This window comes from Rhizobium sp. 01L419 (assembly GCF_056400025.1).
Genome location: NZ_JBFTSM010000015.1, coordinates 127256 through 141564 on the forward strand (window position 1 = coordinate 127256; position 14309 = coordinate 141564).

The 14309-nt window shown below is 57.1% G+C and carries 13 protein-coding genes; 8 read left to right on the forward strand and 5 right to left on the reverse strand.

Translation table 11 applies throughout. From position 1 onward, the window contains the following. The first annotated feature begins 8 nt into the window (after positions 1-8). The 5 genes from AC1DUP_RS26365 to AC1DUP_RS26385 all read left to right on the forward strand — a co-directional run bounded on the left by AC1DUP_RS26365 (position 9) and on the right by AC1DUP_RS26385 (position 5453). Positions 9-1511 (forward strand): SAVED domain-containing protein, encoded by a 1503-nt coding sequence (locus AC1DUP_RS26365; protein WP_477835564.1) that lies wholly within the window; start codon positions 9-11, stop codon positions 1509-1511. Positions 1512-1513: 2 nt separating this feature from the next. Then, positions 1514-2653 carry an SMODS domain-containing nucleotidyltransferase gene (locus AC1DUP_RS26370; RefSeq protein WP_477835566.1) on the forward strand — a complete coding sequence of 380 codons (1140 nt, stop codon included), beginning with the start codon at positions 1514-1516 and terminating at the stop codon, positions 2651-2653. A gap of 200 nt (positions 2654-2853) precedes the next feature. Further along, complete coding sequence (locus AC1DUP_RS26375; protein ID WP_477835568.1) at positions 2854-4440, forward strand: ThiF family adenylyltransferase; 1587 nt, start codon at positions 2854-2856, stop codon at positions 4438-4440. After that, a complete protein-coding gene (locus AC1DUP_RS26380; RefSeq protein WP_477835570.1) occupies positions 4433-4972 on the forward strand; it encodes a Mov34/MPN/PAD-1 family protein in 540 nt (179 codons plus the stop codon). Before AC1DUP_RS26375 ends, AC1DUP_RS26380 begins: the two co-directional genes overlap by 8 nt. Positions 4973-5114: 142 nt before the next feature. Further along, a complete protein-coding gene (locus tag AC1DUP_RS26385; RefSeq protein ID WP_477835572.1) occupies positions 5115-5453 on the forward strand; it encodes a PIN domain-containing protein in 339 nt (112 codons plus the stop codon). Positions 5454-5931: 478 nt separating this feature from the next. Here AC1DUP_RS26385 and AC1DUP_RS26390 read toward each other — a convergent pair whose 3' ends face one another. Continuing rightward, positions 5932-7122: an AlbA family DNA-binding domain-containing protein gene (locus AC1DUP_RS26390; RefSeq protein ID WP_477835574.1), complete on the reverse strand. Its 1191-nt coding sequence runs from the start codon at positions 7120-7122 to the stop codon at positions 5932-5934. 273 nt (positions 7123-7395) lie between these two features. Further along, positions 7396-8847, reverse strand: a complete 1452-nt coding sequence (locus AC1DUP_RS26395; RefSeq protein ID WP_477835576.1) for a PIN domain-containing protein — start codon at positions 8845-8847, stop codon at positions 7396-7398. 183 nt (positions 8848-9030) lie between these two features. On the opposite strand from AC1DUP_RS26395, the gene AC1DUP_RS26400 reads away from it, so the two are divergent. Continuing rightward, the gene (locus tag AC1DUP_RS26400) at positions 9031-9741 is read left to right on the forward strand and encodes a hypothetical protein (protein ID WP_477835578.1); all 711 of its coding nucleotides are present in this window, start codon (positions 9031-9033) and stop codon (positions 9739-9741) included. Between the two features lie 22 nt (positions 9742-9763). Here the strand turns inward: AC1DUP_RS26400 and AC1DUP_RS26405 are convergent, their stop codons facing one another. After that, the gene (locus tag AC1DUP_RS26405) at positions 9764-10360 is read right to left on the reverse strand and encodes a hypothetical protein (protein ID WP_477835580.1); all 597 of its coding nucleotides are present in this window, start codon (positions 10358-10360) and stop codon (positions 9764-9766) included. 168 nt (positions 10361-10528) lie between these two features. Here AC1DUP_RS26405 and AC1DUP_RS26410 point away from each other — a divergent pair, with 168 nt between their 5' ends. Beyond that, positions 10529-11044: a metallophosphoesterase gene (locus AC1DUP_RS26410; protein WP_477835582.1), complete on the forward strand. Its 516-nt coding sequence runs from the start codon at positions 10529-10531 to the stop codon at positions 11042-11044. Between the two features lie 300 nt (positions 11045-11344). After that, positions 11345-11698 carry a hypothetical protein gene (locus AC1DUP_RS26415; RefSeq protein ID WP_477835584.1) on the forward strand — a complete coding sequence of 118 codons (354 nt, stop codon included), beginning with the start codon at positions 11345-11347 and terminating at the stop codon, positions 11696-11698. Between the two features lie 474 nt (positions 11699-12172). On the opposite strand, the gene AC1DUP_RS26420 is transcribed toward AC1DUP_RS26415, so the two are convergent. After that, positions 12173-12883 (reverse strand): DUF2971 domain-containing protein, encoded by a 711-nt coding sequence (locus AC1DUP_RS26420; protein ID WP_477835586.1) that lies wholly within the window; start codon positions 12881-12883, stop codon positions 12173-12175. Between the two features lie 47 nt (positions 12884-12930). Then, positions 12931-14031, reverse strand: coding sequence for a DUF4062 domain-containing protein (locus tag AC1DUP_RS26425; protein WP_477835588.1), 1101 nt, complete (start codon positions 14029-14031; stop codon positions 12931-12933). Positions 14032-14309: the final 278 nt, after the last annotated feature.

Here is a 14309-nt window from a genome sequence, read left to right on the forward strand (position 1 = left end):
ATTCGAGTATGGCAGACGCAGTGATTGCAAACTGGGACGGGCACGACTACCAGGCCCGGTTCTTTTGGATACATGCTTCAGGCCTTCGCAATCCGGAGACCCCGCATGTCGTCGAAGTCTCGTACGAGACTGACGGCCCGAAGGGCTTCGATGATGTCGTCGTGCGCTATAGCCCCGGCCAAACTGGGCGTCGTTCGTTCAGGGTCGAGGCTGCTCATCACCAGGTGAAATTCCACGTCAACCAGGCTGGTCGCTTCGGCTTCAAAGACCTGATTGAGCCCGAATTCATTGGAGCGACAGCCGTCTCGATCCTCGAGCGCCTAAAGGAGGCTGTGGAAAAGGCACCGCCCAATTCGACGTTTACGCTCGTCACGACCGACCGTGTGCGCGACGACGATCCTCTGTCCAAGCTTCTCAAAACAGCCGACAAGTCACTGGACGTGGAGAAGCTCGCTGTCGGAAAGACGGAGAGAAGCGAGATGGGCGAAGTCCGCGCTCTCTGGCGCAAGCATCTCAAGCTCGATACCGACGAGGAACTCTACGCCATCCTCGACACCTTCCACATCATGGAGGGCTACCACTCCCTGCAGGACATGAGGGAGCATGTGGATCTTCGGTTCCAGGTTGTCGGCCTGGCCAGCGGCGGAAACAGCCTCGAGTTCAAATTCGACGGCGCCGCCCGTGCCCTGAAAGTCACCCAGCGCAACAAGCTGACCAGGGAAGCCTTCGAAGAACTTTGCATCGAACAAGGCTGGATCAAACCCACGCAGCCGGAAGACCGGAAGAATATTTCCGTCAGGTCGTTCAGCGACGGCCCGGCGGACTATCTCGATGCGTCTCCCGAGAACACGCTGTCCCTGCTCCACATGTTTGACATCCGGCACCTGCAGCCGGGCGCCGACTGGAACACCGACGTCCGTCCCGCAGTGGAAGACTTTCTCAAGCGTGTTCGCGATACCGACAAGAACATCCGGTTGTTCCTCGACACCCACTCTTCCGTCGCCTTCCTCGCCGGGGCGATGCTTGGCTTCAAGACGAACACGCATGTGGAGCTCAATCAGAAAGGGCGCGGGCCGACGACGGTCTGGCGCTCCGATGATGGGAAGAAGGGACCACGGGCATCGACATCGGTAGTCGACATCGGTGACGGCGAGGAAATTGCTGTTGTCGTCAGCTTTTCCCGCAATGTCCTCGTCGACGTCGAAGAGTACGTGAAAGCGAAAGTACCGGGTATCGGACGGATCCTTCACGTCACTCCGGAAGGCGGGCCTGGCCAACAGTCGCTGACTGGCGGCGAGCATGCAGCCTTCCTCGCAGATCAGATAGCAGAGGCCGTTAGGGCGCTCCGTCCGGCCTTCGGATCGCAGCGGCACTTTTTTCTGTCGGGGCCGAACGCATTCGCATTTTTCTTGGGCCAGCATCGGGACGCGATGGGACCAGTCAAGCTGTACGAGTTCGATTTCAAGGGTGCCGTAGATGGTAGCTACCACCCCTCTTTCAGGATTGGTTGAGTATGGAACTTAGATCGCAATTCAGTGAATTCCTCCGCGAAATCCGTCCGACGGATCGGCAGAAGGAAAGTTGGAAAACAGGAGCGAGCACGCTCCGCTCACGCCTGTCGGCCGACGAGAACCTGAGCAAGATCGTCGTCGCCACCTTCCTGCAGGGAAGCATCCGGCGTTCGACAGCAATCCGACCGACCGGAGATAAACGGCCCGACGTGGATATCGTCGTGGTGACTGATATCGACTATCACGCCACGACCCCGCAGCAGGCTATGGACAAGTTCCTACCGTTCTTGGAACGCCACTATCCGGAAAAATGGCGTCCGCAGGGACGGTCGTTCGGCATCGAGTTGACTTATGTCGATATCGACCTGGTCATCACAGCGCTGCCGACCGATCCCGCGTCCCGGCAGGCGATGGAGAAATTGTACCGTTCACAGTCGGTTCTCACGACAGATACCCTGGAAGAAGACGCGAGCTGGCGCCTGAACGAGAGTTGGCAGCCCACACCTTTCGGGAACCAACCTCTGGCGATGGATGATGCGCCAGTCGCCAACTGGCGTCCGAACCCGTTGTTCTTGCCAGACCGCGATGTCGGCAACTGGGGGCGAACGCATCCGCTTGCCCAGATCCAATGGACGGCGGCAAAGAACCGCACATGCAATGGCCACTACGTCAACCTCGTGCGGGCGACGAAATGGTGGCGGCAGCAGAATCCCCTTATCGTGCCGAAGTATCCGAAAGGCTATCCGCTTGAACACATGATCGGGCACGTCCTCGAAAATGGCACCTCCTCGATTGCTACCGGCTTTGTGCAGGTGCTGGAATCAATGCGAGACACCTGGCGCCACCACGCATTGTACGGTTGGGTGCCGGAGCTTCCTGATCATGGCGTGCCAGAGCACAATGTCCTGAAGCGACTCTCTGCGGAGGATTTCGAAGCCTTCCATGGTGCAATCACGACAGCCGCCGGACAGGCTCGAGAGGCGCTGGATTCGGACGATGCGCAGAAGAGTGGCGAGTTGTGGCAGAAGCTGTTCGGCAGCAAGTTCCCTCTTCCCGGACCGAACGGTGGCGACCGTAAACCTGGCTTCTTCATTCCCCCGTCACAGCCTGCCGAGCCACGGAGGACCGATCGGTTCGCGTGAGGTGCTTCTAGTTGTTTGTCCCTGAAGTCCTTCAGAGCGTTGCAGACCGACTTGCGGATCATCCTCGAATTCGATGCACCAACACCTGGTCATCGGATTCGGAGGGTCGCTGGTTCCTGCCCTTCGTGGCCCTCTTGAGTGGCGATCCGACCAAGTTCATCTCGGCCGAGACGGCTTGGTATGTCGTCTTCATTCCGCGGATGAAAGACGTCACCGTTTACCCGGCGACGATCGGTGGGATTTCTGCGACCTTCCAGCACCAGTCCTTCAACCGCGAAGGAGCTGGATCGCTGCCGTGGAGGCTGGGAAATCCCTGCCTTGATCGTCCGGCGGCCGCATTCGGGCGCGCCTCGTGGAATGGCCAGCCCGATGCGATCGACGAGAAGATCGCCTGGCATCTGGAACGCCTGCTTATGTGGATTGACGCGGCGGCTATGGGCGAGTTGGCGATCGAAGGTGAACCGCTGGAGCTGCCGTCCGGAGCTGGGCAAACAAGCTTCCCAGTCGTCGGCTTCGTCGGTGCAAACGACGATTTGGCATTCTGGCAGGGTCGGGCCAATGAATGGGGATGGGTCGATCTCGCCAAGCTGCCGGCGGCGAAAACCAGCTATGCAATGACGACTTTCCGTGATCGCCAATTGGCGCCGATAAGAGAGTCGGCATGGGGGCGGGCAATAGCTGAAGCAACCCCAGCAAAAACTGGCCTCTGGATCGCGCTCGACAATCTGCCAGTGCTGGCGCCTTGGGAATTGCCGCGAACGTGGGCGGATCTTTCCGCTCAGCTCGCTTGTCAGGGCGTTAAGCTCGCTGAAGTGCTCGAGTTCGCTGGCGCCGATCGCCGGCGTCGAAAAGACGATCGGGGCATGGTGACGTTGTTCCTTGGATTTCCGATCTCGGAACTGATCGGTGGAACTCCCTCGAAATATCACTGGATCGCTGTAGGCTCGGTCGAACTGTCGGATCGGAAGACGAGGAAGAATGGCTTCCGCGCGAACGAGCACACGCGTCGCTTCATCGACCGGCTCCGGCCGACGGCGAATTCTTCATTGACCTGGCTGCGGACGGTCAATTGGGAGCCCGACCAGATCCGGACGCGCTCCGGCTTTGGCACTGGGATGGTTTCCAAGCGGGTGCTGGTTCTCGGCGCCGGGTCCCTCGGTGGCGCAGTGTCCGAAAATCTTGTCCGTATGGGCGTGACAAGGATGGGTATACTCGATCCTGATATATTGAATGTTGGAAACCTTACACGGCATGTACTTGGCATGGATGCAGTCGGCCACGACAAGGCTACCGCCCTTGCGCGCGCGCTCTCGTTGACCATGCCGGACGCCGATGTCCGAGGTATCGTCGCCAGCTTCCCTCCGGCTACCGGTGAACTCGCGGAGGAACTGCGCTCGTTTGATGTTATCATCGACTGCACCGGATCGGATGCGGTTCTCGATGCCATGGCCGAGTTCGACTGGGGCGGTGAGAAGATCTTCATCAGTCTGGCGATGACCTGGCGCGCCGAGGGCCTCCTCGTGTTCACTGCGTCAGAGTCCACCTTCCCGGCAATCGATGCGAAGGAGAGCTTTAACGAGATGAATGTGCCACCGACCGATTTCGGCGACGCCCGTATGGAAGGGATTGGTTGCTGGCATCCAGTGTTTCCGGCAACGGCCGCAGATGTCCGCATGTGGAGCGCTGTCGCGACGAGAACCATCCTAGAGGCAATCAGGTCGCCGAAACGCCGCTGCCAATATTTCCGGCAAGCGTTCGACGGCACGGTGGAGAAGCTCAATGGATGAAAAGATTGTGGTGGCATTTCAAGCTGCGAGCAAGACTGTCGAGGTTCGTCTGACAGACGCCGCCCTGCGATTGATCGAGAAGGAGGCGCTTGCGTCGGCCAACAAGGAGACGGGTGGCATCCTCATTGGTCGCTACGAGGAGGATGGGAACGTGGCGGTTGTCACCGCAGCGACAGAGCGTCCCGCTGATTCCAGCTCCGGAAGGGCCTGGTTTCAAAGGGGTATCAGTGGGCTGACGGCCAAACTTCGCGCCCGATGGGTCCGCGGTGAATACTATCTCGGCGAGTGGCACTCACACCCTGGCGGCGCCCCGGATCCTAGCAGCAACGACGTACGGGAAATGCGTTCGATCGCGATCGACACCAGCTACAAGTGCCCGAAGCCGATCATGGTCATCGCGGGGACGTTGGGGAACTCCATGCGCGTTTCGGTGAGTGTACTGGAGAACGGTGGGCTCATCAGGCTGAAACCTGCCCCTTCGCCACAAGGCAACGCGAGCGACAGCTCGCCGACCATCCTGGCCCCCGATTAGCCGCACAACATGATAGGCCACTCACCAAGGGTTCATTCCTATCGATCAGAAAAATCCCGCCGTTTACGGTTCGCCGGTGATTTCCTGCCAGTTTCCCTGGCGCCAGACGAATCCTTCGTCTGCGCCAGATAGGAAATGGAAAATGAACTTCATCATCACGACATGTGTCTTCAGCCAGTCGAGCAAACCGCGGCCGCTGGCCAGCGTGTCGGCGTTTCTCTCCAGCAACCGAATCTTCGTCACCCCATCAACTCTCGTCGACGTGGAACTTGGTATTGCAAGGCTCGCCGATGTTGATCCGGCAAAGGCTGTCAAGCTGCGAGAATGGCTCAAGTTCGAGAAGGACCGGTTTAAACTCGTCGCCGATCACAACGACGCCTACCGCAAGACAATCGCAAAATTTCTCGTCTGCAAGCCGATTCAGGGTCTATGGACGAATCAATCGGCTTCCAAGCAGCTCGCATTCCGTCACGCAGTATAGGTAGCCGCCGCTGCCCTGGCAAATGAACTGCCCATCGCGACGATGTCGCCGCGGATCTACGGCGAGATTGGCCAGCACTTTCCCCTGCCCGGCATCTACGATCCATCCGCTGATACCTGGTACACGCGCAAAACGTTCGCTCCAAAGCGGATGGCTTGAGAAAGCCATTGGCGGACAACGGTGCAACCGCGCCCGCCAATGTGATTTAACGAAAGCATTTCAAAGCAGGCTCGCGGATGGCGTCCGCGAGCTTACGCCCCCAAAACTTCGGCGCCCGGCGAACTCTAGGAAAAGCTGTCGGGCGCACTTGTTATCCCGGGAAAACCTTAACAGAACACCGGCGATCGCTCACCTCATCGCTTTCCACAATAATCAGCGTCAACGTCATCGCGCATGTGGAGGGGGAAACAGCCCACCTGCGCCGACAACGCACCGCTTGCGACCTAGGGAGACGTCCATGGGTCTGGGTTGTCAGACTTCAGCCCGATCCACCCTCGCCCAGCCATTTGCCGCCGGAATCATAGGCGTCGCATCGCTCCCGACCGAATGCGTTCCAAAGCATATCGAATGCAGGGAGCATTATGGCTGGAATGTCCACGTCCGCGTCATGCAGCAGGATCTCGGGCACCGCCAGGATTTCTCTTCCGGCAGGGCCTGTCTCGCCGTACCCGCCACCCGGCACCTCGTATCGGGTTACGGTCTTCGATGCGTTACAGATCGACAGGTTGATCGAGATGGGTAGTCCAGCTTCATAGGAATCGAGAACCTTCACGTACTGCCGAATCGTCTCGATGACCAACCGGGTCAACGACTCGCCTCTCAAGATCGACTTGCCTTCCCGATCAGTCTGGAGGTCGGCGACGCCTTCAATCGCCCCGTTACGGTGAAATTGTGCATATGCGCCCCGTTGCGTTCCATCTGACCGAGCGAAATTGACAAAGCCGTCGAAGTTGACGGTTGATTTCTTGATCAAACGAAGCTCGTCGGGGGGGAGAGGCACATGGGCGCCTTTCTCGATAATTCGCCATATGTCCGCGAGGCGTCCGTCCGCAAACGCCGGAATCGAGACGACATGGATCGCGAGTTTTCCGGATACGCTCATCGGAATGGGCGTATCCCCGGCGGTGATTTTGACCAGTCGGTCCAAGTGGAACGCTCTAACGCGCTCGCCAAGTTGAGGTCCGTTGGTGAAAAGTTGCCGAAGCTGCTCGACGTTCGGCTCGTACTTCATGGTTCCAGCACGTGCCCAGAAACGATTGCTTTTCCGTGCAATCACGCGATGCGGGGGCATGTAGCTTCTGGCGACGCGAACAATTATGACCGGTCCGCTGCTTGTTGGGATCGAACGCACTTTCAGACTAGCCAAGCGGGGTTCGATCCCGGTCATTGGAACTTGTTCGAGCCGAAGCATCTCCCTGTCGAGGTTACCTGGAAAGCCCACGATTTCGTCAGCAGCGCCATCTTGTTCGGCCAACCCAATGACAATATCGCCACCCACGGTATTCGCGAACGAGGAAATATCCTTAAGGTATTCGGAATTTCCGTCCTCCCCCGGATCGTAGCTCTCGCGCTTGTAATCCAGCACCAATGACTCGGCCACTCGCATGGTAACCAAATGCTCGATATCGGCCGCCGTAATTCTGTCGAGTGGAATATCCTGCAGCGACATGGTCTTCACCTCTCGAACCAGCAACGATCACCCAACGGTACCGTCCACGATCGGGCATCGCCTATAACGGGCCACGGTCGCGTTCAGCTGCGCCCGGGCCAGCCAAAGGATTGACGAAGATCGGCTTCAAAGCAAAGGAAGACGACCCAAGCCGCTTTGCGGACGCTTGACGCGGTATCCACCAGTCAGGCGGAAGGCCCCGTTCGCATTCCAGTCGCTTCCAAACTCCTTCGGTCGTCACGACGCTCGTACACAACCCAGGAGCCTACGAATTTAGTCAAAGGGCACAATACGAAGTCGTTGGATTAAATCCCGCGCATATTCAAAGGTTGATAAGTGTTTCGTGGTCAGCTCGACCGGTATCGTCTCACAGACGGGCTGCGACAGGTTGCTCGCGTGAATTCGAAACTCTATCGCACCTCGACCCTTGTCGGAACGGCTGAGATTCAGACGCGCCGTGAATGTTTCAGGTTTGAGTCCATGGCGCCACAGCTCGCAGTCGAGTTCCAATCGCTCGTGGGCCTTCGTGAAGTCGCGCTTCCTGTAATAGAAGCCTTCCGCCTCGCGGGGCTTCGGTATCCTAGGCATCAATACATCGTAACCGTAAACATTCTTGCGACCGCCAGCCAAGTTCTCCATAGCACGGAACGAAGCATACATATCTAGCAGCGCTCCCTTCGGCTCTGCGGGAGGAGATGGAAGGCTTTCGATATCCTGGTCCTGCCGCTCATCCTGGGATACCTGCAGCAAGCCAGTCGCGACGATCTCGACAAATACGTCATTTGCCGGGCGAGTTCCTACGTTTTCGGCGATGAACGAGATCTTCGGCCAAACGTCATGTTCCGCCAGCAGGATCCGATGGGCCGCCGTCAGAATCCTTGCCATTTCTTCGGTCCACCGATCGTAGGCACGATTGTAGGCGGCGATCTGTTCTGTGGTTGGCGGCACGTCGAGACCCATCAAGGATGCGAGAACAATTCCTTGCGGTCCCGATTTCGGAGAGCGCCCGTTGTTGACGCTGAAGTCCTGCTTCTTCGGAAACCGCGAAGTTGCGATCTCCAGAAGGCTGTCGATTTCGGGCTTCGTCAATGGATGCGCTACAGGAACTTCGAACTCAAGTGCGCCCTTCCTTTCGACATCTTCCGAACATCTCACCCGGAAAATCGGTTCCTGCAGCTGAAGCTTCTTGATTTCAGCATGCGCGGCTTTCAACTCCTTCGCCTCGTTTGTAGACGGGACTTGAAGCCTCCAGTGCTCCGGGATCGCTTTGAAATTCAACTGCGTTGCGCTCGCCGAGGCCATTACCCCTGTGTCATCAGTCAGAATTGCAACTTCGAGATCTAAGTCGGATGCTGCGAAACCGTGTGCAATGCCGACGAGGATGTCGTCAGGTTCGGCATAGTTGAGCGTACTTGCTAAGGTGGGATCAGGCCTTAGGTCGAGCCGAAGCGATAGCGTAACCTGTGGATCTGCATCGCGGATCAATAGCGGGGCGCGATCAGTAATTATGGATCGCAGTAGGCTGGAGGCATCTCGGGCTCTGCGCTGCCGTCTATCGTTTCCGCCGCTTTTATGGAGGTCAATCTCCTTCTGAACCGGACGAGGGACAAGGACTTCTATTTCACTGAAGTCACCGAGTTCGCGCCACGGAAGCTCCTGCAGCGTTCGGCACTGAAGGAAAAGATTTGTATCGGGAAAGACAGTGAGACGCCTGCTTCGTTCCATGGTCCGACCATGACGTTTAGCCCGGTGCGTGTCCAGACCGTCTGTGCCCAATCACATGGGAATTCAACTCGAAGTTTGTTGAGTGCGACTACAGTCACCGAGCCTCGAATTCAGGACTGGCAACCATCTTCTCGCATGCAAGCCCTGTCCTCATCATCTTCGGTAAGGTCAAGGAGATGATCAATGAACCAATACCACCCTGTCCGCTATCGAGCCCTGCAGACCACCATCAACGTTGCCCAGGCACAGCTCAACGAACAGATGCGCGAACTTGCCGAGAAGTACGGCCCCGGAACAGCAGAGTTTAGGGAAGCCGCCCATAGGATCGCAGACGAGGCAGTCGCGCGTGAAATTCATTTTGGGGGCGTCCTTAAGATGAAGAAGTTCATGGATCAGCAGCACGACCTCTGGGAAGAGGCCGGGTGCGCGGTCTACGATATGACCACCCTCAAAGGCGGAGATGCTTTCGATTGGAATACCGCCAAGGAAATGGATTTCACCCTCCTGGAAGAGAATTATTACATCCATCTCGGTAGGGAGGCTGGCTATTCGCTGGAACAGTGCCCCGCGCTCTTCTTCGATGGCATGTATTTGCACACAACGTCGCGGAACGACGAGCGGGGCTTAAAGATCACGTTCGTGTGCCATGATGCCATCCCTCGCCCGTTCAACTATGGAGATTCGATGGTGAGCGCCGCTCGGTTCGCAACCGGGTGGGGGCCCTTCGGCAGCCCGGTCTCCACGTCCTTGCGGGAACTTGGCATGGGTGGTGATCTCACGCTGCTGAACGACCCTACGATTCTGCGGGTGATCGATGATGTCAGCGAAGTCTTCGGCAGGCTATGTGCTGCCGAAGGAGTGATGACTCAAAAAAATGCTGCGGGCTTGCATTAGCTGGGATGGTTGGAGCCATCGATCAAGCAGCAGCTTGCAGGTTCAGTGTTTTTTCAAGAGCAGGCTCGATGACCCAGTCGTAGGCAGCCTGCCGGACAGCTTCAAAGTCCCCGACGCCGCTTGCAGGAAAATCAGGTCCGGTTTGCTCGGCTTCGAAACAACGGATGTCCGGGTTCCAGACTTCGAAGCTACCGAAGGCGCGCCATCCGCCGTCCTCTTCGTAGAGCCGAACCCAACGGTGCGTGTTGAAACGGACACTAATCGCGGCGTCGATCCATCCTTGTTCGATGCCGCCCCAGATCCGCAGCGCCACGTCACGATGAAAGTCGAATTCGACCTCCCCTTCCGTGATGTAGCCATAGGCGATCTTTTCGGCATGAGCGTACGTTAGGTTTTTGTCGACACCCACCACCATGCCCTGCCAGCAATATTCTTCATCCTCGGCCACTTTATCGAGGACGACAGTCCAACCCTGATAGCCCGACGGCTCCATGATCCACGCTCGCGCGAGAGCGTGGTCGCGCTCACCGGAAGCACAGATCCACTTTCCGTTTTCAGCGAAGAACATTCCTCCGTAGTGTCGTCCCCAGAAGAAGCCCTGCTCAATCTCGTCCAGCATGTCGATCGTCCTGTTTGTCGAGGATGGTCGTAGCGACGAACCCGGAAAAATTTTGCAACCAAGGATACCTAATCATCCTCTAAGATCGCAGTGAAAAGTGTTGCATGCATTTGCACGATTTCCAAACGCCTGCCGTGTAGAACGGCTGCAGTTACTAAGGGCAAGCGGATGTCGAGCAACCAGATCCACACCTTCGCCATCGGCGATGTCCACGGCCGTGCGGACCTTCTGAAGGCGCTCCTGAGCGATATCGCAAAGAAGGCGAGCCGCCTCGTCGATGGATATCGAGTCATCTTCCTGGGGGAAATCATCGACCGCGGGCCGGGGAGCCGAAAGGCCCTGGGCCTCGTCGCCGAAACCTTGTCAACGGTTCCAGGCTCGCGCCTGGTTCTTGGCAATCACGATTCCTATCCGCTGCGTATAATCGACGAGACCGACCCCTTCCGAAAGCAGGCATTGCTGCTGCACTGGATCTCGCAGATGGGCGGCGCAGCCACGCTCGCGTCATATGGTTTCGACTTCGGGGAAGCGACCTTGAATTTCGCCGCTGAAGTAATCGACCAAGAGCATATCGATGTCCTTCGGGCTGCGCAGCACTATGTGGAGCTAGATCACCACATTCTCGTGCACGCAGAGGTCTGGAACCCGGCGTCCCCCTCCGGAGTCAGGCCCCCTATAAGCTGATGTGGATCCGCGAACCTTTTCTCGACTATGCCGGAAGCTTCGAGAAACTCGTGGTCCACGGGCATACTCCGAACGACACGATGTGGGTCCAGCAACTTCCGAACCGGATCGCCATCGACACTGGAGCATATGAGTCCGGTCGGCTGTCGACGCTCCACATTCATCCCTCAGCACGCACCGAGGTCGGTCAGGCCTATTCGGTGGCCGGGATGATTGCCGTATCGCACGGATTGCCGACGCCGATCGAGCGTAGGAGACCCCAAAACTTTGCCTACAGCTATCAACTAAGGGAATAAACCATTGCGAACTGCTGCACTTGTACTAGCCTTCATCCTTTCCGTGTTTATCGCGATCGACGTACTGTCATCTTGGTTTGGCATGTTCACCGAGACGAGTTCGAACGCCAAAGCTTTCCTGTTCGTCGTGGCGTTGGTCATGGGTGGCCTCTCACTGCTTGACCTCTCCCATCTTTGGACTGGATCGTTGACGCTGCCTGTCGTCCTGCTTACGACCGCCACTACGCTAGTCGTTTGGTATGTAACAAGCGAAGGTACCGCGGCGGCCAAACGCGCCATCCATAGTGAAGAAAAAAGGAGCACAGACTCGGGCAATCAGATGCGGGCTGTGGAGAAAAACCTGGGGATCGGCAACTGACCATCGCCAGCGAACCGGTACGCAGGAACCTAGGCGCCGCTTGGCCGTTGACGGTCTCTATGGTCGGACCGAGAAGTTCTGGCGGTGGCAACGGCAGCGCGTCTCTGAGACCTGCGATTTCGACGTCCAACAACTCAACGATACGGATCTTAGGAGGCGGCAGCTTCGACGAGACGCCCGCCGAATCCATCATCTGCGACCAGAGCGACGCCACTTGGCTCGCGTTCTGTCCATGCTGCGTCGATGCCTAGAACCGCTCTCAACGCCGCTCTCCTCGCAGTCCAGTATAATCGGTTCCGCAGATAGCTCTTCCGCCCGTTGTCAGAGATGCAATAGCGCCCGCCACGCGGTCCCGTGCAATATGCTGCCGATCTGCAGGAGCACTCGCCGCTTACCGTTGGAGCCATTTCTGATCTAGTGCCGCCTAGCAGGTCTCCGGCATGAGATAAAGGCCGGGAGAACATCCGACCTTGATCATTTGAGCTTTTTGATTCTGGTCGTCTTCTTCGGCTCGAAGGCGATTGCATAGGTATCGACTTCCATCTTTCGGACGGGGATTTTGAGCGGCTGGAGCTCTGCTCGTATTATTCTCTCATGCTCTTCTGATATGCGCGATCCTAAATATACGGACGTGACGGCCGTCCGTAACTCGTAGGGGGCCGCCCCGATCGTCGGCCGGATTAATCTCCATTCTCTTTCGCTGGCCCATCTGACCGATTTGCATGAGAGGATCATCTTGGCACGGTTCTCGGCCGTCTCTCGATCTCGGTACAGCATCGGCGCTTTCTCGCCGTAGGTCATGCGAACGAGTTCGTTCTCATTGCCGAGATTGTCGAGAAGCCGCTTCACATTGTACTCGACACAAATCCCAGAGAAATCTTTTGCATAGTGAGCCCACATTGGTTCATGATCCATCGTCTCCGAGAACGAAGCGATACCCAGAGTATCGATGACTTGCCGCACTTCGGCAACGGTTCGATCGTGGCGGACGCTGCCCTTTAGGAGCGCGGATTCTCGATGGCTGCCCTCCATGGGGTCATTCATGGACTTGTAGCCTGGGCAATAGACGTGCCCCTGGACTACCGCGTCTAGCTCTTGCCGAAACTTCTGCAGCTTGTCCCCAACGAGCGATCGATATCGATAAAGTTGGCGCGGCCGTGCATAAGCTTTGATTTTTGCGACCATCGGTTCTCCCGCATAACGTGCTTTCTGCCGCTTACATACGAAGATGACTAGAAGGGAATATCCTTCTCGAGGTCGGTATTGTAGGCAGGAATAATGTTCACCGATATCTCGCCGTCAATTACGCCAAAGGAAGCTGCTTTATCGACGATGTGGTGCCTCCTGGCGACGCGCTGCGCGGCTTCGGTGAACGCACTCTGGCCATCTGTGGTGGAAACCATCAGCCCAGCCTCAGTGTAGTAGGCGATCAACCTATCCAAAGTTCCGCGGGAGATCGTGAACAGGTTCGTCGTGTCCACCCACGACAGTTCTCCTGCAATGGAGGATCCGAGAGCAACGCAGGATTTTTCGTGTTCGATATGCCAATAGTATTCCCCGTTCCAATCACCCGTCTGGACCACAAGGTTTGAGAAGAACAACGGAAAGAAGGATATCCAGGATCCTTGAATTTTTGCCGAGCTCCCCTCCCGCTTCTCACCGGACCGGTACTTTAATGTCAGAGGGATCAGGTTCAACACCGTCATGTCGCTGACCGCAGGGATCTGGGGCAAGGGAATATCCACGGCTAGGTTGCCCAGAGCCTCCTTGAATTTTTCGTTTTCCTTTCGGACTTCATTAAGCTCTTCGAGGGCGGTGAAACTGGCGATGGTGTCGCCACGGACCCATCCCGTCCTGGGCTTTGCCCTCTTTGCGTGATCGAGAGCTTCCCTGACGGCGAGCTTCAGGTCACCAAGCGTCTCCCAATCTTTTCGAATACGCTTGTGCTGTGCCTCGCCGATGAACTCTTTGAGCTTCTTTCGGCCTTCGTCCGTTTTCTCGGTCTTTCCGGATGCAATGTTTTCGGGCTTGCCGTGGATCATCACTAGGACAGGAACTTCCTTCTCGACTGCATACCGAAATTCCTGATGGGTGAAGCTCAGGCCGCCATCATCAATGGTTCCGTACCGGCCGCCAATAATCAGCACGTAGTAGTCGCTCTGCTCAATGAGCGGCTTGATGAAATCCATCTGCGTTTCGTCGGTCGCTGGGAACGACTCCATCTGCACCGGGAAATCGCCCATAGAAATTACGGCGTCCTGGACCGCTCGGCGCTCTTCTTGGAGATCTGTGAAGGTGCTGCTGATAAAAATCTGGTAGCGCTTGTCGGTCATGGAATTGCTCGGTGAGTCCTGTGCGCACACGATAGTTGTCCATGTGGAAAAGTCTACAATCGCCCTTGTGGATGAGAGCTACTATTCTGCTGACTCGAGGTCCTCTTGCCAGTCGCCTGCGGGGCCGATCCCGCCTTCCTCGCTCATCATCAGCATCGCGCGCTTGCCGGAGTCGTACCGGATGATGTGCGCATGCGCCCACGAAGTCTTTGTGACCTTCGTCAAACATAACAATGTTGACTTGCACCGAAGACTTCCCGACTGATCCCCGCAGGTCG

Coding starts and splice junctions, on each gene's coding strand:
- AC1DUP_RS26365 (WP_477835564.1), top strand. CDS start 9: ATGGCAGACGCAGTGATTGCAAACTGGGACGGGCACGACTACCAGGCC.
- AC1DUP_RS26370 (WP_477835566.1), top strand. CDS start 1,514: ATGGAACTTAGATCGCAATTCAGTGAATTCCTCCGCGAAATCCGTCCG.
- AC1DUP_RS26375 (WP_477835568.1), top strand. CDS start 2,854: ATGAAAGACGTCACCGTTTACCCGGCGACGATCGGTGGGATTTCTGCG.
- AC1DUP_RS26380 (WP_477835570.1), top strand. CDS start 4,433: ATGGATGAAAAGATTGTGGTGGCATTTCAAGCTGCGAGCAAGACTGTC.
- AC1DUP_RS26385 (WP_477835572.1), top strand. CDS start 5,115: ATGAACTTCATCATCACGACATGTGTCTTCAGCCAGTCGAGCAAACCG.
- AC1DUP_RS26390 (WP_477835574.1), bottom strand. CDS start 7,122: ATGTCGCTGCAGGATATTCCACTCGACAGAATTACGGCGGCCGATATC.
- AC1DUP_RS26395 (WP_477835576.1), bottom strand. CDS start 8,847: ATGGAACGAAGCAGGCGTCTCACTGTCTTTCCCGATACAAATCTTTTC.
- AC1DUP_RS26400 (WP_477835578.1), top strand. CDS start 9,031: ATGAACCAATACCACCCTGTCCGCTATCGAGCCCTGCAGACCACCATC.
- AC1DUP_RS26405 (WP_477835580.1), bottom strand. CDS start 10,360: ATGCTGGACGAGATTGAGCAGGGCTTCTTCTGGGGACGACACTACGGA.
- AC1DUP_RS26410 (WP_477835582.1), top strand. CDS start 10,529: ATGTCGAGCAACCAGATCCACACCTTCGCCATCGGCGATGTCCACGGC.
- AC1DUP_RS26420 (WP_477835586.1), bottom strand. CDS start 12,883: ATGGTCGCAAAAATCAAAGCTTATGCACGGCCGCGCCAACTTTATCGA.
- AC1DUP_RS26425 (WP_477835588.1), bottom strand. CDS start 14,031: ATGACCGACAAGCGCTACCAGATTTTTATCAGCAGCACCTTCACAGAT.